General features: G+C 42.4%; 19 protein-coding genes and 2 pseudogenes. 4 read left to right on the top strand and 17 right to left on the bottom strand.

All coding sequences use genetic code 11. The features are described 5' to 3' along the window. Positions 1-60: 60 nt before the first annotated feature. The 5 genes from Q7J41_RS06090 to Q7J41_RS06070 form a co-directional block, all read right to left on the bottom strand. Positions 61-471: an ATP-binding protein gene (locus Q7J41_RS06090; RefSeq protein WP_304886231.1), complete on the bottom strand. Its 411-nt coding sequence runs from the start codon at positions 469-471 to the stop codon at positions 61-63. A 170-nt stretch (positions 472-641) separates the two neighbouring features. After that, positions 642-1,193: a GNAT family N-acetyltransferase gene (locus Q7J41_RS06085; protein WP_304886229.1), complete on the bottom strand. Its 552-nt coding sequence runs from the start codon at positions 1,191-1,193 to the stop codon at positions 642-644. 4 nt (positions 1,194-1,197) lie between these two features. Further along, positions 1,198-2,820 carry a PP2C family protein-serine/threonine phosphatase gene (locus Q7J41_RS06080; protein WP_304886227.1) on the bottom strand — a complete coding sequence of 541 codons (1,623 nt, stop codon included), beginning with the start codon at positions 2,818-2,820 and terminating at the stop codon, positions 1,198-1,200. Positions 2,821-2,835: 15 nt separating this feature from the next. Then, on the bottom strand, positions 2,836-4,563 hold the full coding sequence (locus Q7J41_RS06075; RefSeq protein WP_304886225.1) for an MATE family efflux transporter: 1,728 nt from the start codon (positions 4,561-4,563) through the stop codon (positions 2,836-2,838). 301 nt (positions 4,564-4,864) lie between these two features. After that, positions 4,865-5,785: an AraC family transcriptional regulator gene (locus Q7J41_RS06070; protein ID WP_304886223.1), complete on the bottom strand. Its 921-nt coding sequence runs from the start codon at positions 5,783-5,785 to the stop codon at positions 4,865-4,867. 520 nt (positions 5,786-6,305) lie between these two features. On the opposite strand from Q7J41_RS06070, the gene Q7J41_RS06065 reads away from it, so the two are divergent. The 4 genes and pseudogenes from Q7J41_RS06065 (at position 6,306) to Q7J41_RS06050 (ending at position 10,580) form a co-directional block, all read left to right on the top strand. Next, on the top strand, positions 6,306-6,899 hold the full coding sequence (locus Q7J41_RS06065; RefSeq protein WP_304886221.1) for an MBL fold metallo-hydrolase: 594 nt from the start codon (positions 6,306-6,308) through the stop codon (positions 6,897-6,899). 55 nt (positions 6,900-6,954) lie between these two features. Continuing rightward, a complete protein-coding gene (locus Q7J41_RS06060) occupies positions 6,955-8,292 on the top strand; it encodes an MATE family efflux transporter (protein ID WP_304886220.1) in 1,338 nt (445 codons plus the stop codon). A gap of 168 nt (positions 8,293-8,460) precedes the next feature. Further along, positions 8,461-9,847: pseudogene (locus Q7J41_RS06055) on the top strand (transposase). Positions 9,848-10,121: 274 nt separating this feature from the next. Further along, positions 10,122-10,580 (top strand): hypothetical protein, encoded by a 459-nt coding sequence (locus tag Q7J41_RS06050; RefSeq protein WP_304886218.1) that lies wholly within the window; start codon positions 10,122-10,124, stop codon positions 10,578-10,580. Between the two features lie 163 nt (positions 10,581-10,743). Here the strand turns inward: Q7J41_RS06050 and Q7J41_RS06045 are convergent, their stop codons facing one another. From Q7J41_RS06045 to Q7J41_RS05990, 12 genes and pseudogenes are all read right to left on the bottom strand, one after another. Continuing rightward, positions 10,744-11,247, bottom strand: coding sequence for a GNAT family N-acetyltransferase (locus Q7J41_RS06045; RefSeq protein WP_304886217.1), 504 nt, complete (start codon positions 11,245-11,247; stop codon positions 10,744-10,746). Between the two features lie 191 nt (positions 11,248-11,438). Next, on the bottom strand, positions 11,439-12,581 hold the full coding sequence (locus tag Q7J41_RS06040; protein WP_304886215.1) for an aldo/keto reductase: 1,143 nt from the start codon (positions 12,579-12,581) through the stop codon (positions 11,439-11,441). Between the two features lie 98 nt (positions 12,582-12,679). After that, positions 12,680-13,097, bottom strand: a pseudogene (locus tag Q7J41_RS06035) (cupin domain-containing protein). A 32-nt stretch (positions 13,098-13,129) separates the two neighbouring features. Continuing rightward, positions 13,130-13,654 carry a cyclophilin-like fold protein gene (locus tag Q7J41_RS06030; RefSeq protein WP_304886213.1) on the bottom strand — a complete coding sequence of 175 codons (525 nt, stop codon included), beginning with the start codon at positions 13,652-13,654 and terminating at the stop codon, positions 13,130-13,132. Positions 13,655-13,693: 39 nt separating this feature from the next. Then, on the bottom strand, positions 13,694-14,272 hold the full coding sequence (locus Q7J41_RS06025) for a sugar O-acetyltransferase (RefSeq protein WP_304886211.1): 579 nt from the start codon (positions 14,270-14,272) through the stop codon (positions 13,694-13,696). A 148-nt stretch (positions 14,273-14,420) separates the two neighbouring features. Further along, positions 14,421-15,572: an aldo/keto reductase gene (locus Q7J41_RS06020; protein ID WP_304886209.1), complete on the bottom strand. Its 1,152-nt coding sequence runs from the start codon at positions 15,570-15,572 to the stop codon at positions 14,421-14,423. Between the two features lie 213 nt (positions 15,573-15,785). Beyond that, positions 15,786-16,163 carry a MerR family transcriptional regulator gene (locus Q7J41_RS06015; protein ID WP_304886207.1) on the bottom strand — a complete coding sequence of 126 codons (378 nt, stop codon included), beginning with the start codon at positions 16,161-16,163 and terminating at the stop codon, positions 15,786-15,788. A gap of 265 nt (positions 16,164-16,428) precedes the next feature. Next, positions 16,429-16,770, bottom strand: a complete 342-nt coding sequence (locus Q7J41_RS06010) for a zinc ribbon domain-containing protein YjdM (RefSeq protein ID WP_026393724.1) — start codon at positions 16,768-16,770, stop codon at positions 16,429-16,431. Between the two features lie 89 nt (positions 16,771-16,859). After that, positions 16,860-18,233, bottom strand: coding sequence for a diguanylate cyclase domain-containing protein (locus Q7J41_RS06005; RefSeq protein WP_304886203.1), 1,374 nt, complete (start codon positions 18,231-18,233; stop codon positions 16,860-16,862). A 166-nt stretch (positions 18,234-18,399) separates the two neighbouring features. Next, complete coding sequence (locus tag Q7J41_RS06000; protein WP_304886201.1) at positions 18,400-19,200, bottom strand: SDR family oxidoreductase; 801 nt, start codon at positions 19,198-19,200, stop codon at positions 18,400-18,402. Positions 19,201-19,422: 222 nt separating this feature from the next. After that, complete coding sequence (locus Q7J41_RS05995; RefSeq protein WP_304886199.1) at positions 19,423-20,055, bottom strand: DUF3786 domain-containing protein; 633 nt, start codon at positions 20,053-20,055, stop codon at positions 19,423-19,425. Continuing rightward, entirely contained in the window at positions 20,039-20,608 is a 570-nt protein-coding gene (locus Q7J41_RS05990) for a DUF2284 domain-containing protein (protein WP_304886197.1), read from the bottom strand. The genes Q7J41_RS05995 and Q7J41_RS05990 overlap by 17 nt, the downstream gene beginning before the upstream one ends. Positions 20,609-20,725: the final 117 nt, after the last annotated feature.

Here is a 20,725-nt window from a genome sequence, read left to right as displayed (position 1 = left end):
CATAATCATACTCCAGCTCCCGGCTTTTACTTATAGCAACGTTTTGAAAATCTAGTTCATCTAGGATACCAATTTTTTAATTGTCAATATGTTCTCGTTCTCTTCAAAGCGATAGTCCACCTCATCCATGCTTTTTTTGACCATCAACACACCCAAGCCGCCAATTTGACGCTCTTCAGCCGTCAAGGTGATGTCGGGATCGGGGTTATCCAGAGGATTAAAGGGATTCCCCTGGTCAATAAACTGGATTTCTACCAGCGGCGGTTCACCATAAGAATCAAATTGAATGATCACGTTGCCATCATCCGGGGCATAAGCATAGTGGGCGATGTTTACGTAAATTTCTTCCACCGCCAGATCAATCTGAAATATCATTTTCATACTGGCCCCCGCTGTCTCCAATTCGCTATCGATAAATTCGAGTACCTCTGGCAGGTTATCTGTCGATGCATTAACAATCAATCTCTTCATCTTATCTGATCTCCTTTACTGTTGGTTAACAAATCCACTGAGACCCCTATCACTTCAATCGTTTTGATCGGGTGAACTCCAAGTCTCTGGTAAAATAGTATGGTTATCTTTAACATTACTGTTCTCAAGATAAATGAGGCAGTCGCTGAACCTTTCGATATCATATTCCATCAGCGCCCCAAAAACACTTCTTTTCCCAGTTCAAAAAGGGTAATATTATCTTTTGACCAGATCGCTCTGGCACCAAGAAATTTCATGCTTTGGCATCCTTCAGCAGTGATTGCAAAACAAAATACCCGTTCAATCAGATAGCCTTGGTTATATTTATGCCTGAGATAATCCCAGAGCGTTTCATGTAACCGCTTTGAGATGCCCTGATGCCGAAAGGATTCATCAACTGCCAAATCCAAGATCAGGATATTGTTTTCCCTTTCTTTTTCCAAAGGCAAAACTTCACTTTCATCAAGATTATCGTCAATGTATTCCTGTTCGAATACGGCCCGCTGATAAACTGAAGCTGCGACCCCAAAAAAACTGATAAAGCCCATCAGTGTATGATCCGTATAGGCAGCAATAAGTCCCTCTTTAAACTTCAAAAACCGTTTTAACGCCATACCCTGATTGGTCACAATTTCATTCCCAAAAATCTTGCGGTCAAGATCTAGCGTAGCGTCAAAATCTTCGACCACCAATTCCTGCCCAGCTTTGATGATGATATCCATACTGCTACTCCTCAAACTTAAATCCGAGCATGGTGATATCATCAAACTGCGGTTCCGTGTCCGCAAACTCATCCACATCCGCTAAGATGTCAGCGCACAGTGATTTAATATCATGCTCGTCTTTTGAAGCAACCAATGTTTTCAGGCGTTCCAGTCCATAAAATTCATTTTTGGTATTATTAGCCTCGGGAATCCCATCGGTATAAAGATAGATGATATCCCCTTTTTCGATTTGCGATTCATTCATCTTATATTTGGCGGTCTCCATGCCGGCGCAAACAAATCCTTTCTTGCCGGTTAGCATTTCAACTGTGCCATCTTTTTTCCAGATAATCGCCGGATCATGTCCGGCATCACACCACTGGAACACCCCTGTTTTGACATTAATAATTGCAATCAGCAAGGTAACAAACATCCCCTGCTCATTGTTGTTACACAGGTTAATGTTGGCTTCGGTCATGACCTCATCGACGGGCAAGCGTCTGAGCACCAGATCTTTAACTGTTGCTTTGGTCATCGCCATAAATAAAGCCGCCGGAACCCCTTTTCCTGACACATCACCAATGGTGATACAAAAGTGATCATCATCCACAAAGAAGAAATCGTAGAAATCTCCGCCCACATCTTTGGCCGCCCGCATCGATGCATAAAGCGTAAATTCATATCTGTCCGGATATTCAAAGTTCCGGGGCAGCATGCCTTCCTGAATCAGGGTGGCAATCCGCAGCTCGGTTTCAATCCGCTCACGCTCAGAGGTGACGCTGGTCAGCTCTTTAATATAGCGGCTGATGTCGCTGGTCATTTTGTTGAAGGCTTCGGCCAGAATTTCAATTTCATCACCGGTTTTTACATCGATATTCAAGGCGACAATCTCACCCAAATTTTCATCCATGTTGATGTTAACAAAATCGGTCGCATTATCGACAATGACCTGCAGGGGATCGATGATTGACTTGTTCAAGAACAGCAGGTAAATGGTGATGAACAAAACAAATATCAGCAATGCGATAGACGATACTAAAATGATATAGGCATTGAGGGTTTTATTAATATCCTTCATTGACATATCCGCACCGACTACCAGGATTGGATTTCCCTGGGCATCCCGCATCACTTCAAAGGCACTAATCAGGTAGCCAAAATCACTATCATTTGAGATAATGGTCTTAGGCGCATCAGGATTATTAAAGAGATTATTTGCCGCATCAATATCGGCTTGTGGATAATAGCTGGTGCCTAAAAAATCACCCAGTACAAAATGGCCTTCCTGACCCGGCTTGGTTCCCTGACCAAAAACTTTGAACCCATCTGCGGTGGGAACATAGGCATACAAATATTCAAGATGGTTCTGTTCCTGAATTATTTGAAATTGTTCAATCAGCTGATCATAATCCGCATCTGTTTGCTGGGTTTCATAGTACTGGTTCACCTTATCCGCAGGCACTAAGGCCGCAGCCGTGTGAACAAGCGATGAAATATTCGCATCATACCGTTTAAACATTTCATCTCGGTAACTGAAGTAGGAGATCAGAACGATAATCACACAAAGAAAAATGGCCAGAATCATACTTGCTGATGCAAATTTGGTTTTAAGACTTATTCGACGAATACTTTTGGGTTCTTTCATTGATACCACCTTATTTTACAGAATAATAAGCAGATTATTGAATACCAGTGTTCGATTATAAGCAAAGGATTTCGCTTTCTTCCGAACAATCGATACCCCCAGATAATCCAGCGCTTCATCGGGTTTTTCTGATTCTTCAAAGGGATTATAGCTGGTGCTGTCATCCCTGAGCCGAATGTAGATGTCCTCGTCAAATAGCGCAATTTTTATATGAATATAATGGGGTTTCCCATCATTGAAGCCGAAATTAATGATATTGGCCGCCAATTCTTCAATGGTCAGATTAATAAAATAAGCATTTTTGCTGTCAATATCCAGTCTTTCGCAAAAAGCTTCGATCTCAACCACGCATTTCTCCAGCTCTTTAATGTCAGAAGAAAGAGTCGTTTCGTATATTTTATCCTTGGCAATAATGGGTTCCTTAAACAATAGCACATTTCGGTACCCGCCCTGTTTCTTAAGAACCAGCGCCGCAAAGAGCAGGATCACCATGGTTACCGTTTCCGCTGCGACCATCGCTAATGCCGTTCCTGACACCCCAAAAACCGGAATAAACCAGGCCGAAAAGGCGATTAGCAGCAACAAGCCCCGCATAAAGTAAATGACTCCTGCCAGGGTTGGCCGCTTAATGGTCTGATAAAAATGTGCCATGACACAGTTAAAGCAGGTTTGCACCACCCCTAAGGCAAAGATTCGGATGGTGTGAGCCACCAGTGGCAAATTATCGGCTACTCCAAACATCGATGCAATCGGTTCGGCGAAGATAAGCAAAACCAGGACGCATAAGGCACTGAGCAAAATCGCTGTCTTTAACGACAGCGCCATGGTATTATAAACCCCTTCAGTGTCCTTCTCGCCGGCAAAAGTTGCCACCAGGGGCGCCAGCGCCAATGAAATCCCATCAAATATGGCATAGGCAAACAGCGAGACATTAAAAAGGATATTATAAACGGCCAGTCCTCCGACCCCCACTGTCACACTCAGTAAATTATTGATAACGACCAAGGTGATTCCCTGATAAATAAAGGCTGATGCAATCCCGAAGCCCCCCTGAAAAAGTTGATAGCCAGCCTTGGGACTAAGTGAAGCACGACACAATTTGAGATGATTATGCTTTTTCAAAAAGTGAAAGGCGTAAACGGCAATCGCACCCAACTGTCCAATAACCATGGCCAGTGCCCCACCGAACACCCCCATGTTCAGTCCGAAGATAAAGATCAGATCCAGCCCCAGATTTACGGCCACCGAAACGCTGATGCCCAGGGTGGACAGAAACGGATCGGCGTCACTGCGAATCAGCAAAGACATCACCGGCGCCAGAATGAATATCGGGGCGGTGATTACAATCGGCCACATATAATCCCCGGCGGCGGCAATGCCTGCCCCCCCAGTGAGACCAATAATTTCTGGCAAAAAGAACATTCCTAATACTGCAATAATCAATCCGACTGCCGCCGCAAAAAACATCGCCTGGGTAAAATTGACCCTGACCCCATCCTTATCCTCGGCGCCGATGGCCTCCGATACTTTCAGGGATCCACCGACCCCAAAGGCATAACCGAACAGGTTGTAAACCGCATATACTGGCATCGAAACTGCCAGTACCGACAGACCAATCGCCCCAAAGGCATTTCCCAGAATGATGGCATCCACAAAGGTTCCCAGCACCACCCCGGCTGAGGAAAGGATGCTGTTGATGACAAATACCCGAAAAGCTTTATTAACAAAATGTTGATTATTCATGATGTCCTCTCTCATTGCCTCCTTTTTTCAACCATAATACCCGAATCCAAAGGCACAGCTAAACGGTCTATCTATTTTTTTTGATTATCATTCGATAATGATTAGTCGCAAGCAAAATTGCTCAAACCGAGCAAAGTTATACGAAGCTATTATAGCATATAATTTTCTTTGTTTGTCGAGGATTTATGTAATTAGTTGTGAATATTTTTTTGTTCGAACATCAGCGGTTTTATTTTCACATGCAAAAAAGCCTGGGATTTTACTTCAGGCTTTCGTTATTCTCAATTTCCACGATCACATATTAAATCGACTTTTCAGTTTCTCCTATCGGCATCACCCAGACTTCCATCTTTGTTGTATCCGGATCATGACTGGCGTAGCGCTCCACCGCAAAGGGCATCGTTTTTAATTGATGTCGGGGCAGCCAAGTTTCAAATAAATATTTATGCGCCTTATACACTGCATCCATAACAAGATGCTCAAAATCCTCTGCTTCAAAAGCACAAACAATATATTCACCTGCAGATATTTTCCAGGAAACATAACTATCTGGGGTCTTCTCAGCATCGGCTGCAGATCCGGCAAAATAGCTATAGCACCCTGCTTTAGTGCTACTGAAGGCAACCCCAATTTCATCACCATCAGTGGTAATCCCGGCGATTTCAGATTTTTGCTTATGAAACGTGTCCCATAGGATGCCGAGACCATCAACACCGGTATTTCCGCCACCTGGCATTGCTTCGATCCGTTCCTCTGTGCTCAGTCCAATAAAATATTCTGGTTCTGCCAACTTTAATCGGCTGATCTCGATGACAATCCCATCCGCAATAAGCGGGACATTTTCATCAATCAGAGTATAATTAAGCAGCAACTGAGGTTTTATAAAATTATTCAAGCGCACTCGATTGCCCCGATATTCTTCCGGCGTTATTCCAAACGCCTGCTTGAAAGCCCGGGTAAAACTGGTGTGTGCTGAAAAACCAAAATCCAGGGCAATATCCAAAATCCGCTTCTGGCTATTTATCAGCATTTCTGCTGCCCCGGCCAGTCTTCTGAGCTTTATATACTCATTCACCGGTTTTTTCACCAGTCGGCTAAAAAGTCGTTGATAATAGAATGACGACAGGGCTGCGATTTCAGCTAAAGCCTCAATATTCAATTCATCCCCAAGATGTTCTTCAATATAATCAACCGTTTTTTGTATTTGTTCCCACGCGTGCATTGAAAGCACCTCCTTTTAACCATAGCATATCATGTCGTCATATCCTTCGCTTGATCGTCAATGCCATTTTTTCATATTACGATGCTGTAAGCCTTTTTATCAGTTTCGTTCAGTTCGCCGTTATCATTGATTGAAACCTATATTAGCATTTCTTAATAAATTCTTAATCAAGAATCATTTCAAGATACATTTAAGTATTCCCATGTATATTATAAATAAGCAAAGCATCATCAAACACTTAAACTATTCTAACCTTTCATGAAAGCAACGGTCTCGTTAGAGAACCGTTGCTTTTATTTTTTGAGTCTTTTCCCTTCATAGCTTTAGTAATGTCAGTTCTTCTCACCCTCGCCTTAACAACTCCGCATGTCCCGGCTCTTTCTTCTTAAATTCCTTTGACAAAAACAATTCATGGCGATAAACTGAAACTAACAGATTAATTTATGGTGCTAAATCAGCATTTATATGAGACCTTGAATTTTAAAAATCGATTAACCAAAATTTGTTGAAGGAGCATTCCATGGGAAAATTATTATATCAAGGCCACGGTAGTTATCGGCTTGTTTCAGATCAGGGGATCGTGATATACATTGATCCATTTGCCGGGGACGGTTATGGTCTGCCGGCCGACATTGTCCTGATAACCCACGAACATCCCGACCATAACAACTTATCCCTGCTACATCAAAAAGAAAGCTGCGTGGTACTCCGACCGGGAAATATCCTGATCAACGGTGTTTATGAAACCCGGTCAATTCATGACATTGCCATCCAGGCCGTTCCTGCCTATAATTCCGGCCATGATAAAAACAAGTGTGTGGGCTATGTGATTGAGCTTGATGGCATTAACATCTACGCTTCCGGGGATACTTCCACCACCGACTATATGAAAGATATTTTATCTAAAGAATCACTTGACTATGCCTTGCTGCCGATTGATGGCTTCTATAATATGGATCCCAAAGAAGCCTCCGACTGTGCGGCAGTCATCGGCGCCGTCCATACCATCCCCATTCATATGAAACCGGGCGCTTTGTTTGATCGGCAACAGGCCGAAAGCTTTGTGTCCGAGGGGCGACTGATCTTAGCACCTAACGAAGAAATAAAGCTGTAAAGTTTTTGGAGGTAAGCCAATCAATCATATCATTAAAGATAAATCCTTTTATAAAATGGTAGCCGCCATTGCCATACCGATCACCTTACAAAGCCTGATCACCATCGGCGTGAACATGACCGATACGATGATGGTGGGCGCTCTGGGCGAGGTGCCTTTGTCTGGTGCCGCTCTGGCCAATCAGTTCATTATGGTTTTTCAGATCTGCTGTATGGGAATTGGCATGGGCGCTTCCGTACTTACCTCCCGTTTCTGGGGAATGAAAAACCATCATGCCTTAAAAAAATCCATTACCATTATGTTACGTATCTGCCTTGGTTTCGCACTGTTCTTTTCGCTGGTGACTTTTTTTGCCCCTGAAGCGATCATGCGTATTTATACAACTGATCCGGAAATTATCAGGGAAGGCGTGCGCTATTTTAAATGGGCAGTTCCCTGTTACCTGCTTTTAGGTTTTTCGCTGACATCCACCATTGTGCTGCGAAGCGTCGGTCAGGTGCGGCTTCCCTTAATTTCGTCGATTTTTGCATTTATTATCAATATTTTCTTCAACTATTTGTTTATTTTCGGAAATTTCGGAGCCCCGCAGATGGGCATTGAGGGTTCTGCCCTATCCACCCTAATTGCCAGAATTGTCGAGTTCTCATTTATTTGTGGTTATTTATTTTTTGTTGATAAAAAAATAAATTATCGGCTAAAGCACCTTTTTATGGGCTGTCGGGATATCTCGAAGGAATACGTTGAAATAGCTATTCCGGTTCTGATCAGTGATGTTTTTCTCGCCCTTGGCAATAATGCTGTAGCGATGGTGATCGGACGGCTGGGTGTCAGTTTTGTCTCGGCCAATGCCATCACCCTGGTTCTTCAGCAACTCAGCACGGTATTTATCCAGGGGATTGCTAACGCCAGTGCCATCATAACTGGCCACACCCTGGGTCGGGGTGATGAGGAAACTGCCCAGCAACAAGGGGTCACCTTTTTATATCTGGGCATTGCCGTTGGCATCTGTGGTGCCATGCTTATCTGGATCACCAGCAAACCGATGATCAGTCTCTACAATCTGACCCCGGAAACCCAAGCAATTGCCGCTCAACTGATGTTTGCCATCGGTTTTATTGTTATCTTTCAATCAGCTAACAGCATCCTAACCAAGGGGGTTCTTCGCGGCGGCGGGGACACCCGGTTTTTAATGGTGGCAGATATTATTTTCTTATGGGTAGCCTCGGTTCCGCTTGGCGCATTGGCTGGTTTAGTCTGGCATCTACCAGCATTCTGGATCTATATGCTGCTGAAAATTGATCAGATTATCAAAGCAATCTGGTGTATATATCGATTAAAGAGTCGAAAATGGATTAAAAAAATTGCTGTTGATCCTTTAAATCAAAATCAGTAAACTTTTCCCTTTCTTTTTGCAACAGATAATAGGCGTTTGCAAAACGCCAAACCCCGCATAAAAGCAGGATTTATTCTTGCATAAAAAAATATAACTCCTCACCAGATTATGATAAAATTGAGTTGCAAAACCAACAATCTATCAACCTGAAAGGAGTTATATATGGATATTTTACCACAAAAACAGCTTTCTTTGGCTGACATTTACACCGATTGTCAAAATATTTTCGAGACCGATCAACATCGGTTTCTTTCGCTTCTCGAGGAAAATCTTAATCTGGATATCCTGATTCCCGGTTCTTTTTATCGACACTATCATTCACCAACAGGTCGTCCCCGGGAGTTTGAACTGCATTCAATGATTCGCGCTTTACTGCTTCAGAAAATCTTCTCGATTCCATCGGATACGCTTCTGCTTATCTTTCTGAAATTTTCCGCTGAAATAAGAAATTTCTGCGGGTTTAAACGCGTACCGGATGCTTCCCGATTTACACGCTTCAAACAGGAGTTTCTGCTGGACTTACAATCGTTTTTTGATCATCTTGTAGATGTCACTGAACCGATCTGCCAGGCCATTGACCCTCAAAAAGCGGCGATGTCAATCTTTGACACATCCGGAATTGAGACCTACGTCGCTGAGAATAATCCCAAATACTTTAATCGCATCATGATTCAATTAAAAGCCTTTAAAAATGCCAATCAGCTGCCGGATTCCTATGATCCACATAAAGCGGCCTATAAAATGATGCCTTCTCATGCTACCGCCAATCCCGCAATCAAGCAGCTCTACATCAATGGCCATTTCTGTTATGTTTATAAGTTTGGCATGATTACCAATGGGCTGGGGATTGTTCGTGACATTACTTTCTACAACCGGGATTTTCTGGACGCCCATCCGGACATTGTCGTTGAAAAAAAGTCAGATTCACCAGATGAAGATAAATCGTTAAGCGATTCAAAAGCACTGCTGCCGGTTCTGACGGATTTTTTCAACAAACATCCGCTGATTCAGCCAGATGTTTTTCTGGGTGATGCTGCCTTTGATAGCATCGCAATTTATTCGGGATTATTCAACGACCTGCATTTTAACCGAGCCTATATTCCTTTGAATCGCCGTTCAACTCTTGAACACCCTGACTTTACCATCAACAGGGATGGCATTCCCTGTTGTCCAAACGACCCGTCCCTGCCGATGAAGCCGGAAGGTAATACCTCCCATCTTCGGTGTGGCATACCCACCTTTAAATTTGTCTGTCCAAAAATGAAATCGGTAAAATGTCCCGATGGGAAGTATCATCGCCGTCATCATTGTGATCATCCCTGTACGACCTCGCTCTGTGGCCGGATGGTTTATATTTACCCGGAAAAGAACCTGCGTGCCTATCCTGGAGCCATTCGTGGGACAAATGAATGGGCACAGACTTACAAAATTCGGGGCTGTGTTGAACAGTCTATTAATCAGTTCAAAGACAGCTTCTGCGTTGCCAATCGACGGACTCAGAATGAACAAACGCTTCATGCCGACCTTTTACTTTCTGGGATTGCTCAGCTCTTAACCGTTATCCTTGCCGATTCGATTCATCAACACCAGTATATTCGCAGTCTCAAACCCCTGATTGCTTAAATCAACTTTCAACTTTTTAAATTTTCCCTTTTTTCTTTTTCTGATATTCTCACTATTTTTTCCGATGCGTTTCGCAATTACCTATGCAACAGATAATGTCTCACTAAATTTATTAATAGTCATTTCCCATAAAAAGTGATAGAATAAAAGAATTATCAAATCGAATTTTAAACATCAATTTTTTAACAAACCTATTCCTAAACTTAATGGAGGTAACAATCTTGCGAATCACAAGAGACGAATATCATGGACGTACAAAATTAACAAAAAAGGAAAAAAAAGCCCCCCTTGCAGAAGCGCCCTCAGAATCCCCGGCTCCTTTAGAGTCCCCTACGCCTTCAGCATCACCTTTAAGCACTTCAACGAATCTCCCTCAAAAGAATAAAAATAGGGTCGATTTATCCGTACGGTTATCAGATTCTGAAATAAAAAAGCAATGTTCGATTTTAGCGGAAGAAACAATCCATCAATTATCAGACCCCAACAAAATGCTGAAAGATGTGGAAGATATCTACCTCATTTTTAAAGGGCAGATGATGGTAATCAACAAGTGCCGCTTACTTACTGTCAGCGAACAGCAGGAACAGAACGCCCAGGTTTATGCTTGTTACTATAAAAAGAAATTTGAGCTAAAAAAACTGGAAATGCAAAAAAAGAAAGCCTAATTTTTCAGTTCTGCTGACTAATTTTTTTCTAAGATCTTTGTCTAAAAAGAAACAAAAACCATGGAGCTAAACGCACTCCATGGTTTTTTTCTGATTGCAGATCTGGAAGTGTCAGATGGTAATGGTAACTATTTTGATAGTATTTTCGGCTGGATTTGTTGTGTTATTTAGATGTCTCACTTGCCATTTCCAATAGCGTCTCCCCGGTAATCCGGTAAACCGTCCATTTATCCATTGCTTTTGCCCCGAGCGAAAGGTAAAAATCAATACTTGGCTGATTCCAATCAAGACACCACCATTCCAGACGACCACAGCCCCGGGCAACGGCAATTTGGGCAAGATGCTTCAAAATCGCTTTTCCGTAACCATTACCTCGGTACTCTGGTAAAACATATAAGTCTTCCAGATAAAGCCCGGCCTGTCCCAGAAACGTTGAAAAATTATGGAAGTATAGTGCAAAACCAATTTCCTTTCCTCCGAACTCTGCAAAAATAACCTCGGCTGTTTTCTTTTCAAACAGCCATTCTGTCAGCAAGGCTTCTGTTGCGACGACCTGATCAATCATTTTTTCATAGCTGGCCAGTTCTTTTATAAAATAAAGAATGAGGCGGACATCCTTTTCTTCCGCCATTCTGAAGGTTAAACCCTGTTTTAATACAACACTCATTTCTTTATTCCTTTCAAAATCAAACCCATAAAAAAAGGCTCCAAACCTTAATCATCAATGATTCTGGAATCTTGTTTATTTTTCAAACCGTGATACGCTGTTTCGGACACACCGATTTCTTGATGGTATTATACTATAAGTAAGTTTTCAGAAACAGCGATTTTTGCAATGGCTCAATTTTAAGAATCAGATCAACCCCAGGCCGAACCTTCATCAAGCATCTTCTGGAAATCTTTCAAAGCTGTGGGGATATCAATATTCTGCGGACAGACCTGTTTGCACTGACCACATTCAATGCAGGCACCCGGTCGCTTTTCCTCATCCATTCCAGCAATGGCCATCGGTGCGATGAAGCCCGGCTGAAATTTTTGATCATTATAATGATGCAGCAGGGTCGTAATATCCAATTCTTTGGGACACTCGGAACAGCAATATTTACAAGCCGTACAGGGCAGCATCGCGAGCATACTATCTCTAATTTCCGCAACCACTGATTGTTCCTGCGCTGTCAGCGGTTTAATCGATTCATAAGTTTTGATATTTTCCTCCACCTGTTCCTGCGTCGACATCCCTGACAGGGTCACTACCACACCGGGTAATCCCTGCAGAAAGCGGAAGGCCCAGGCTGCTGTACTTTCGTCTGGTCGCAGTTCGCGAAGCTTGGCCGTTTTTTCATCATCAAAATTGGCCAGGGCCCCACCCCGAACCGGTTCCATCACCCAAATGGGCAGATTCTTTTCGACCAGCATCTCATAGATTTCATTGGCTTTCTGTAATTTCCAGTCCAGATAGTTCAACTGAATCTGACAAAATTCCATATGCTCGCCGTAGCGCTTAATAAAACGCTCAATGGTTGGCTTCAGTCCATGGGTCGAAAAACCCAGATGTTTAATTCGCCCGTTTTTCTTCTGCTCAATCAGGTACTCAACAATTCCCCAGCGTTCGTCAAAATAGACATCGATGTTTCGCTCATAGACGTTATGGATTAGATAAAAGTCAAAATAATCGACGCCGCATTTTTCCAGTTGCTCCTCAAACTGGGCTTTCGCATCCCAGCTTTCTCTGACTTCATAGCCCGGAAATTTGCTGGCCAGATAATAGCTGTCCCGGGGATAATTTTTAAGAACCTTGCCCAACACGGTTTCGGATGCTCCGCCATGGTAGGCGTAAGCCGTATCAAAATAATTGATACCATTCTTAATAGCTACATCCACCATCTTTGCTGTTTCTTCTTCATTGACCGGGGCACTAAAGCCTTCGCCAATCGTTGGCAGACGCATGCCCCCAAAACCCAATGCCGATAGTTTTTTATCCTGAAAATTCTGATAAATCATTTTTTCCTCCAATTTTTCTTAATCACTATTTTTACTTATTTGGCCACTTCATTTAATGATTCAGGCCAGGAATGCCACCACAATTGATGGTTCTGTTTTTACTGGATTTTTAGTTTGTTATACGCTTCATCAGTCACCGGTTCAAGCCATTCATGGCTGGCACCTTCCGTCGGAACGGTCAATGATAGATGGGCAAAGGCTTCATCCTTTACCGCACCATGCCAGTGCTTGACTTCCGCTGCGATGTACACTATATCTCCACTTTTCTAGCGTTCGAACTTCTTGTCCGGCTTCCTGATACCAACCATGGCCACCAACACAAATTAATATCTGCCCACACCCATGATGGATATGCCAGTTATTACGGCAACCCGGTTCAAAAGTAACATTGTAAATGTCCACCTCCTGATCATTCAAAAGACTTAAATAACTTTTTCCGATAAAGTACGGCGCTAATCCCAGGTTTTCCTCACCTAGTGCAAAATCGGATACCTTCTCTAATTCTTGTTTTTTCATAATGTTTTACTCCTTTTCTATTTTTCTGATGATTAAACCCCAGATAAGCTGAACGAAATTCTCACCGTTCCATTGCCAACCGCTTCGGCTAACCCGTCAGCATTTTCAATTGCTCCGATTCGGGTATAACGATAAGAGCTTGAAAAATTTTCATAGAATAAAACAAGACAATCATCACCATACATCATGAGATCACCCGCCCGGATTTCTCCAATCTGCTCAGCTGCTACAGGTAAAGGCTCCTCAAAATAATAGAGCTTTTCGTTACCATTGAGTTCACTCATGTCAATGGTTAACGGCAGTTTTTCGACGAATTTCAAAGTTGTCTCATTTTCATAAAGATTCGCAAAAAATTCCTGGCCATCTACTGTTATCTTTAAATTTTTCATCACCGGTGTATTTACCACTTCTTTAGGTATTTCCGGATCATTAACTATCGCTGTATTTTCTTGATTCACCGGCTCGCTTTTCTGGGTTTGGCCACAGTCGCAAGCCACCAAACCCAAACATAAGGTCAGTAAAACAAAAATCAAATACACCTTTTTCATATTGCGCATCCTGTTTCCTCCTTCTTTTTATTCAGGATATTTCGCAATTTATTTCTGATTTATTTCAATCTTTTTGATGATCTTGGCCGGGACTCCGCCGACAATCACATTAGCTGGCACATCTTTGGTTACCACCGCTCCGGCCGCGACAATGGCCCCATCACCAATAGTAACCCCGGGAAGCACCGTGGCCTGTGCACCAATCCAGACATTATTGCCAATTCGAATGGGTGCTGGATACATATCACTGCGTTTTTGCGGATTGATATCATGGTTGAGGGTTGCCAACACCACATTGTGGCCGATCAGAACCCCATCCCCAATAAAGATGCCGCCCTGATCCTGAAAACGGCAGCCCGAATTGATAAAAACATTTTTTCCGACGTGAATATTTTTACCACAATCGGTAGCAAATGGCGGAAACAATCCAAAAGTTTCATCTACTGGTTTACCCGTTAGTCGGGAAAAAATCTCCCGGATTTCTTCTGGCGGATGATAGCTGCCATTGAGCTCTGTTGTCAGTTTCAGCGCCTCCTGAGAGATGTCGTGCATCATCAAATGGACTTCCGAGCCACCTTTAACCACTTCTCTCTGATTTAAGTGTTCTAAAAATTCATCTACATTCATTTATCTCTTCAATCCTCTCATCATTTATCATTTAATCAGCGATATTATTTACTGTACCATCTGGAGTTCACTCCAAGTCAATCCCCTTTATTCTTTTCTTAAAAAAAACTCCGCACCTTTAAGGTACGGAGATTTTACAGCATCAACTTTATTCTAAGGCCGCTCTGACATTTTTCAATTCCTCAATAATGGCAATATTCTGGGGACAATGTTCTTCACATTTCCCACATTCAACGCAATTCGAGGCTTTGGCATCTTGCGGAAACATTGTTTGGTATAGACCTTTGGCTCTTGGTAGTGCATCAAATAGAAAAGCATTATTATAAAGGGCAAAATGTCCTGGAATATCGACCCCGGATGGACAGGGCATACAATACCGGCAATTTGTACAGTTGACCTTCATCTTTTCTGTTATTGTTTTCTTGGCAAAATCCACTAACGCCAGTTCTTCGTTGGTTAAGGAATTGGCCGCACCTTCATTGGCGGTATTGATATTATCGACCACCTGATCCATCGTTGTCATACCACTGAGCACCACAGAAACCTCAGGATGATTCATAACCCACCGCAGTGCCCATTGAGCCGGTGTTCTTTTAATTGGGGCCTGGTTCCAGGCCTCTAAAATCTCTGTGGGTAATTTATCGACCAGAGACCCGCCTCTGATTGGTTCCATAATGGTGATTCCCATTCCTTTGCCGGCCGCATATTCCAGGCCTTTTTTACCGGCCTGATAGTTTTCGTCGAGATAGTTGTATTGGATTTGGCAAAAAGACCAATCATATGCATCGACAATTTCGACAAATAAATCAAAGTCATCATGAAAAGAGAAACCAGCGTGTTTGATTTTACCGTCTTTGATGGCTTGATCCAGAAATTCAAAAGCTCCCAAATTTTTCAGATTTTGCCAGAAGCCTCGGTTGAGTCCATGCAGCAGGTAAAAATCGATTGTATCGGTTTCCAGTCGTTTCAACTGTTCGTCCAATAATCGTTCCATATCCGCCCGTGACTGAATCAGCCATGACGGCAGCTTAGTCGCGATTTTAACCCGTTCGCGGTAGCCATTTTTTAAAGCCCGGGCCACAAAAAGTTCGCTCTCTCCACCTTTGTCAAAACCGGTGCCATGATAAGGATAGGCGGTATCGATATAGTTCACGCCATGATCGATGGCGTATCTTAACATCTCAATGGCTTTTCCATCATCGATATGGTTTTGAACCCCATCGATAACCGGCAAGCGCATGCAACCAAACCCCAGAACCGAAACCTCTTCATTTGTTTTTCCGAATTTTCGATACAACATCTTTTAGTCTCCCTAATTTTAGATTTAAACAATCTGTGACCGACTGTTTAGTCAAATTAATTTATAATGGATAATTTATCTACTATTACTATACTACCATCTAGACTTTACTCCAAGTCAATATTTTTTATTAATTTATTTTTAAAAAAATCTCCATACGCTTAAGGTACGGAGATTTTGAATGCACTCGTGTGCTTCAGTTAAACGCTGATGCTATTTCTTCCAGGATAAAACCCCGGACACTTCAGCTTTTTCGTAGATGTCAATCTTGTAGTTGAGCTTATCCAGGGTCTTTTTCATATCTTCCATTTTTTCCAGCAGCTTAGTCCGTTCTTCAACCAGCAATTCTTTTCTGGTCGTGATGGTCGCGTCCCCCTGCTGGGCCAGCGCGCAGTATTCAATCAGGGCTTCAATGGGAATTCCAGCCGAACGCATGCATTTCGCCAGCTCAATCCAGCCGCAAGATTCTTCGGTATAGTCCCGCATTCCGCCTTTGGTCCGATTAACTGCCGGAATTAATCCGATCCGCTCATAATACCGCAGGGTATCCTGAGAGATATCATATTTTTTACTTACTTCGGTAATGGTCATGGAAATTCACCTCGGTTCACTTGAGATTTTCTTTCGCTATGGTTTTATTTATCCTTTACTAGCTTCTATCCACTTTAACATATGGAGTTAACTCCAAGTCAATCAATTTTTGAGATTTTTTGAAAATTGTCGTTTTTAAAAAACCAGCCCCCTGATTTTCTACTCGCGAAATTCAGGGGGCTTATCGTTATTTAATATTTAGTTTTGTTTTGATTTTATATTTTCAGAAAACTATCCGGGTTTAACTACTGTTGATTTCAGACCATTATGCCTTTTTAACAAACTCCGATTTTAAGGACATCGCTCCAAAGCCGTCAATTTTACAGTCGATATTATGATCGCCATCAACCAGACGGATGTTTTTTACCTTGGTTCCCTTTTTCAAATCCTGGGAACTACCTTTTACTTTCAGGTCCTTAATTAAGATGACCGTATCTCCACTTGCTAAAACATTTCCATTTGAATCTTTGACGATCTTTTCATCGCCGCCGTTTTCGTTTGTTGCGTCGACGGTCCACTCATGGGCACATTCTGGACAGATCAGCAGTTCTCCATCTTCATAGGTATATTCTGAATTGCATTTAGGGCAATTAGGCAATTGTTCCATTTTATTATTCTCCATTCATAATTGATTTTTATTGGTTTTTACCGGGGTACGAGCTATTCATATTATCATAATACGTCCCTGTTGACAAGTCATCCCGATGGTTGCTCCGTTTGATTTTCTGCTTGGTTCATTTTCTGTTCCTTTTTATCCGCATACATTTCTTCATCGGCAATCTGAAGCAAGGCATCAATATTATTGCCATCCTCGGGAAATATGGCCGTACCAATACTCACCGCAATTTTAGCGGGATAATCGGCCAGGTGAAATTCAGTTTTAAAACTGTTTGCAAGCCTTTCCCGGGCTTGTTGCAATGCGGTTCGGTCTTCTATATCCGGCATGATTATCAGAAACTCATCGCCGCCCAATCTAAATACTGCCTCTCCGATTCTAGTGCTTTCGATTAAAACCCGAGCCGTTTCAGCGAGGACCAGATCGCCAACGTTGTGCCCATAGGTGTCATTGATATTCTTGAAATGATTCAAGTCCATACTTATAAACCCGACCTGTCGATTATTTCTTTTGGCCGAGGCCAAAACCATGGTCTGGTATTCATTTAAATAATGGCGATTATAAAGACCAGTAAGGGAATCGTGACTGGACATAATCCGCAATTGATAATTTGTTTTTAGGGCTCTGAAGGTTAACAGACCGGCTCCGGCGGCAATTAAAACGGCTAAAAAAGTGGCACACCAAAAAATGAACTGATTATTTTCGCACCCTTCTTTAGGCGATACTACTACCTTCCAATCAACAAAGTCCGGATCGATGGCAAAGGTTAATGGTGATTTGCCAACCGCACTCATCGAACCAAAAAATGGTACCGTTTTGTTTTGATCATTGAAGATAGCGACATTTAATCCGGCATCTTCGGCATAACCACTAATGGCCTCCATGATTTTATCGCCTTTCAGCACGATACTGATCTGTCCCCAATAACCGGTGTCCTTTCTAACGATGGGAAGCCGGATAATAAAACCAGTCCCGCCCTGAACCAGCTCGACTGGCCCCTGTAAGATCGGGACAAGTTCATTTTTAACCTTTAGGACCAGCTCTTTCTGGCTGTCAACCTTGGCCAGGTCGACGCCAATGGCCGCCGTATTTCCTTCCTTGGGATAATTCCAAATGATCGTCGTATCCTGACATACCCCAATGTTTCTGATCTGGTTTTCATTTTTCGATAAGAGATTATCCAGAAAAATATAGGCCTCTTCTTCATCCAGCCCCGGGTTGACCAGGATATAAGCTTCAAAACCTTGAACCAGGGTTTTATTTGTGAAAATCAGGCGTTCCACCTGACTTTTAAAATTTATGAATTTATCGGTTGTTTTTAACATTTCCTGTTGTTTCATGTTATTCATAAACATGCCAATGATCAGCAAAAAAACCGTCAGGAGAAAAAGGGATACCACTATTGAAATGCTGATTGCAAGTTTCTTTTTAAAAAGACTTTTGTTCTGATCCATCTTTTTTCTCCTGTAAATCCTTCGTATTTTAACCACTTCAGTTTATCATCAAAATTGAATAAACACCATTATTTTAATGAACTCTACTGCTATAAATATCGGCAATCTTTTCAAAAGCGTTAGGGCTGTCTACTCATAAATCAACCCAATTCAGAGCTTGATGATCTTAATGAGCATTTGCCGCCATCACCCGATTAATCATCCCCATCGCCAAACCTGAGCTGATTTTATAGAATATATTCATCAGGTTACAGTCTTTGCCAATATAGGATCGCAGTTTTTTCTTCTCCATGGTCTTGATAATCAATTCCGCTGCTTTTTCAGGCGTTAATACTTTGTTCGCTTTATTACGATCGCTAGCTGTCTGGTGGGAAATATTGGAATTCTTCTTGATATCAGTCGCAATCCCACCGGGAATAACGACCGATACATTGACATTAGTATCTTTTAATTCTGATGATAATCCTTCGGTCAGCAGTTTGACTGCTGCTTTGGACGCGCCGTATACACTTTGCCCCGGTACCGGTAAAAAGCCTCCCATACTGGAAACATTGACAATATGGGCTTCCGGACGTTTCAACAGATGCGGTAAAAATGCTTTGACCATATAGAGGGTGCCGTAGAAATTAATATTCATCACTCGTTCAATGCGATCCATTTCCAGTTCATTCAAATGAATAAAGGGTTGGATGATCCCGGCATTGTTGATGATACCATCGATCTTTCCATACTTTTCGATAGCCTTCCTGGCAAAGGCAAAGACCGCTTCTTTATTTGAAATGTCGACCACTTCGGTAAATAGTTTTGGATTTTTCCCGGCAATTGTTACCGTTTCTTCCAATGCCTCCGGATTAATATCGACTGCTACGACCATGGCGCCTTTATTCAACAGCTGTAACACCAGCTCTCTGCCAACACCATTTCCACCACCAGTTACGACAATGTTTTTTCCTTGTACTTTCATCATGTTCTCCTTCGTATCTTATGAATATTTTGCTTACTCAAAGGCTTTTCGCCTTGCTTTTTTATTAATTTCTTATTAATTTCTTTTGATAGCCTTATATTACGCTTCAACTATTCCTCAACGTTAATATTTTGTTAAGTTCGTGTTAAAGTGACTATTTCTATAATTTTTTGCACAAAAAACACCGAAAATTCGGTGTAAAATTAAAAACTGGACGGCGAGTTGTTATTCCCATCCGTCCACAGTTCCATATTCAGCAGTTTTAGTCAATGCTCTGACAAGGCAGCTACATAAAAAAGCTAGACATTCAAATTCCAAAAATTCCAGCGCCGTTACATCAAATTGAGTTTGAATCTCAACGGGAAAATCCTCATCAGCTTCCCGATAGATAATCTTAACCGGTATTTTGGGCAGCACTTCCAATAGCCAGCATTGGCTGTAAGGTTCTTTTGAAAGCTCCGATTTTCCGCCTAATTTTATAATCGTTCCATCCAATTTATTGACGTCATCTCCAAAAGCTTTAATCAGCGGTGCATCCATCATGCTGGCTTTTCCGGTGTCGCCGCTTGAAAAGACTGTCGTCATGCGAAAAAGGGGTTTGAACGAATAAACCGGATCGCCGGTGCCCTGGGACAACACATAATGGATCAGAATGGAGCGATTATTGGTATTGACCGGTTTCCCATCAAGTGGCATCACCCCGGCATTGGTAATGCGATAACCACGTTTTAAAAAATTGATGATAATATCTCCATTTGGATTAATATTCAGGCCAAAACGGGCTGCACTTTCAGCCAGGTCACACTTAGCCAGTTTTGGTAGCAGCGCCTCGTAAATGACATCATATGAGCTGGTCATTGTGTATCACATTCTCATTAAATAGCACCATACTGAAGTAGGTGACGGTATTGACGCCATTATTATATTTAACGTTTAAAGCCGGTGCCATCTGCATCACCATAATGCCGTACCCTTCAGTGGCCGGATACATACGATCCGGAAATCGGCAGGGCGCATCAGGGTAGCTGCATTTTTTACAGACCGTGCATCCTTCGGTAGATAGGATCAAAGCATTTTTATCGTAGCGCCGGAAAACAGCTGCCACCTGATCGGTTAGAGCCTCGTGCTCGACCCGGGCGCGCATCCATCCTTTCATATCAAAGCTGCTGGCTACCTCGGTGGCGGTGGTAAAAAGCATTGCCTTATCATAAGCCTGACATTTTTCTATGCAGCTTTCGACACTGCCCACTGCCGGGGGACAGGCCCAGGTGCTATGATACATGCCGCAGCTATTGCCTTGACAGAGATCCCGAACCTCTTTGGAAAAAATAATCTCTTCGGGTTTAAAGAATACATATTCCAGAATGGGTAGTTGGGTCAATTCCTTTTCAATTTCCGTTTGTTTATTCATCGCTGCTCACCTTTTGACTGCAATTGCCACACAAATTTTCTCTGACATATCAAACCTTTTGTTCTAATCATCTCTTTCATATTATGCTTTTCTCTCTTTCTTTTAGTGTAGCTACAC

This window comes from Acetobacterium sp. (assembly GCF_030652775.1).
Lineage (GTDB): Bacteria > Bacillota > Clostridia > Eubacteriales > Eubacteriaceae > Acetobacterium.
This window is presented reverse-complemented; position numbering and strand designations above follow the sequence as displayed.

Coding starts and splice junctions, on each gene's coding strand:
- Q7J41_RS06090 (WP_304886231.1), bottom strand. CDS start 471: ATGAAGAGATTGATTGTTAATGCATCGACAGATAACCTGCCAGAGGTA.
- Q7J41_RS06085 (WP_304886229.1), bottom strand. CDS start 1,193: ATGGATATCATCATCAAAGCTGGGCAGGAATTGGTGGTCGAAGATTTT.
- Q7J41_RS06080 (WP_304886227.1), bottom strand. CDS start 2,820: ATGAAAGAACCCAAAAGTATTCGTCGAATAAGTCTTAAAACCAAATTT.
- Q7J41_RS06075 (WP_304886225.1), bottom strand. CDS start 4,563: ATGAATAATCAACATTTTGTTAATAAAGCTTTTCGGGTATTTGTCATC.
- Q7J41_RS06070 (WP_304886223.1), bottom strand. CDS start 5,785: ATGCACGCGTGGGAACAAATACAAAAAACGGTTGATTATATTGAAGAA.
- Q7J41_RS06065 (WP_304886221.1), top strand. CDS start 6,306: ATGGGAAAATTATTATATCAAGGCCACGGTAGTTATCGGCTTGTTTCA.
- Q7J41_RS06060 (WP_304886220.1), top strand. CDS start 6,955: ATGGTAGCCGCCATTGCCATACCGATCACCTTACAAAGCCTGATCACC.
- Q7J41_RS06050 (WP_304886218.1), top strand. CDS start 10,122: ATGGAGGTAACAATCTTGCGAATCACAAGAGACGAATATCATGGACGT.
- Q7J41_RS06045 (WP_304886217.1), bottom strand. CDS start 11,247: ATGAGTGTTGTATTAAAACAGGGTTTAACCTTCAGAATGGCGGAAGAA.
- Q7J41_RS06040 (WP_304886215.1), bottom strand. CDS start 12,581: ATGATTTATCAGAATTTTCAGGATAAAAAACTATCGGCATTGGGTTTT.
- Q7J41_RS06030 (WP_304886213.1), bottom strand. CDS start 13,654: ATGCGCAATATGAAAAAGGTGTATTTGATTTTTGTTTTACTGACCTTA.
- Q7J41_RS06025 (WP_304886211.1), bottom strand. CDS start 14,272: ATGAATGTAGATGAATTTTTAGAACACTTAAATCAGAGAGAAGTGGTT.
- Q7J41_RS06020 (WP_304886209.1), bottom strand. CDS start 15,572: ATGTTGTATCGAAAATTCGGAAAAACAAATGAAGAGGTTTCGGTTCTG.
- Q7J41_RS06015 (WP_304886207.1), bottom strand. CDS start 16,163: ATGACCATTACCGAAGTAAGTAAAAAATATGATATCTCTCAGGATACC.
- Q7J41_RS06010 (WP_026393724.1), bottom strand. CDS start 16,770: ATGGAACAATTGCCTAATTGCCCTAAATGCAATTCAGAATATACCTAT.
- Q7J41_RS06005 (WP_304886203.1), bottom strand. CDS start 18,233: ATGGATCAGAACAAAAGTCTTTTTAAAAAGAAACTTGCAATCAGCATT.
- Q7J41_RS06000 (WP_304886201.1), bottom strand. CDS start 19,200: ATGATGAAAGTACAAGGAAAAAACATTGTCGTAACTGGTGGTGGAAAT.
- Q7J41_RS05995 (WP_304886199.1), bottom strand. CDS start 20,055: ATGACCAGCTCATATGATGTCATTTACGAGGCGCTGCTACCAAAACTG.
- Q7J41_RS05990 (WP_304886197.1), bottom strand. CDS start 20,608: ATGAATAAACAAACGGAAATTGAAAAGGAATTGACCCAACTACCCATT.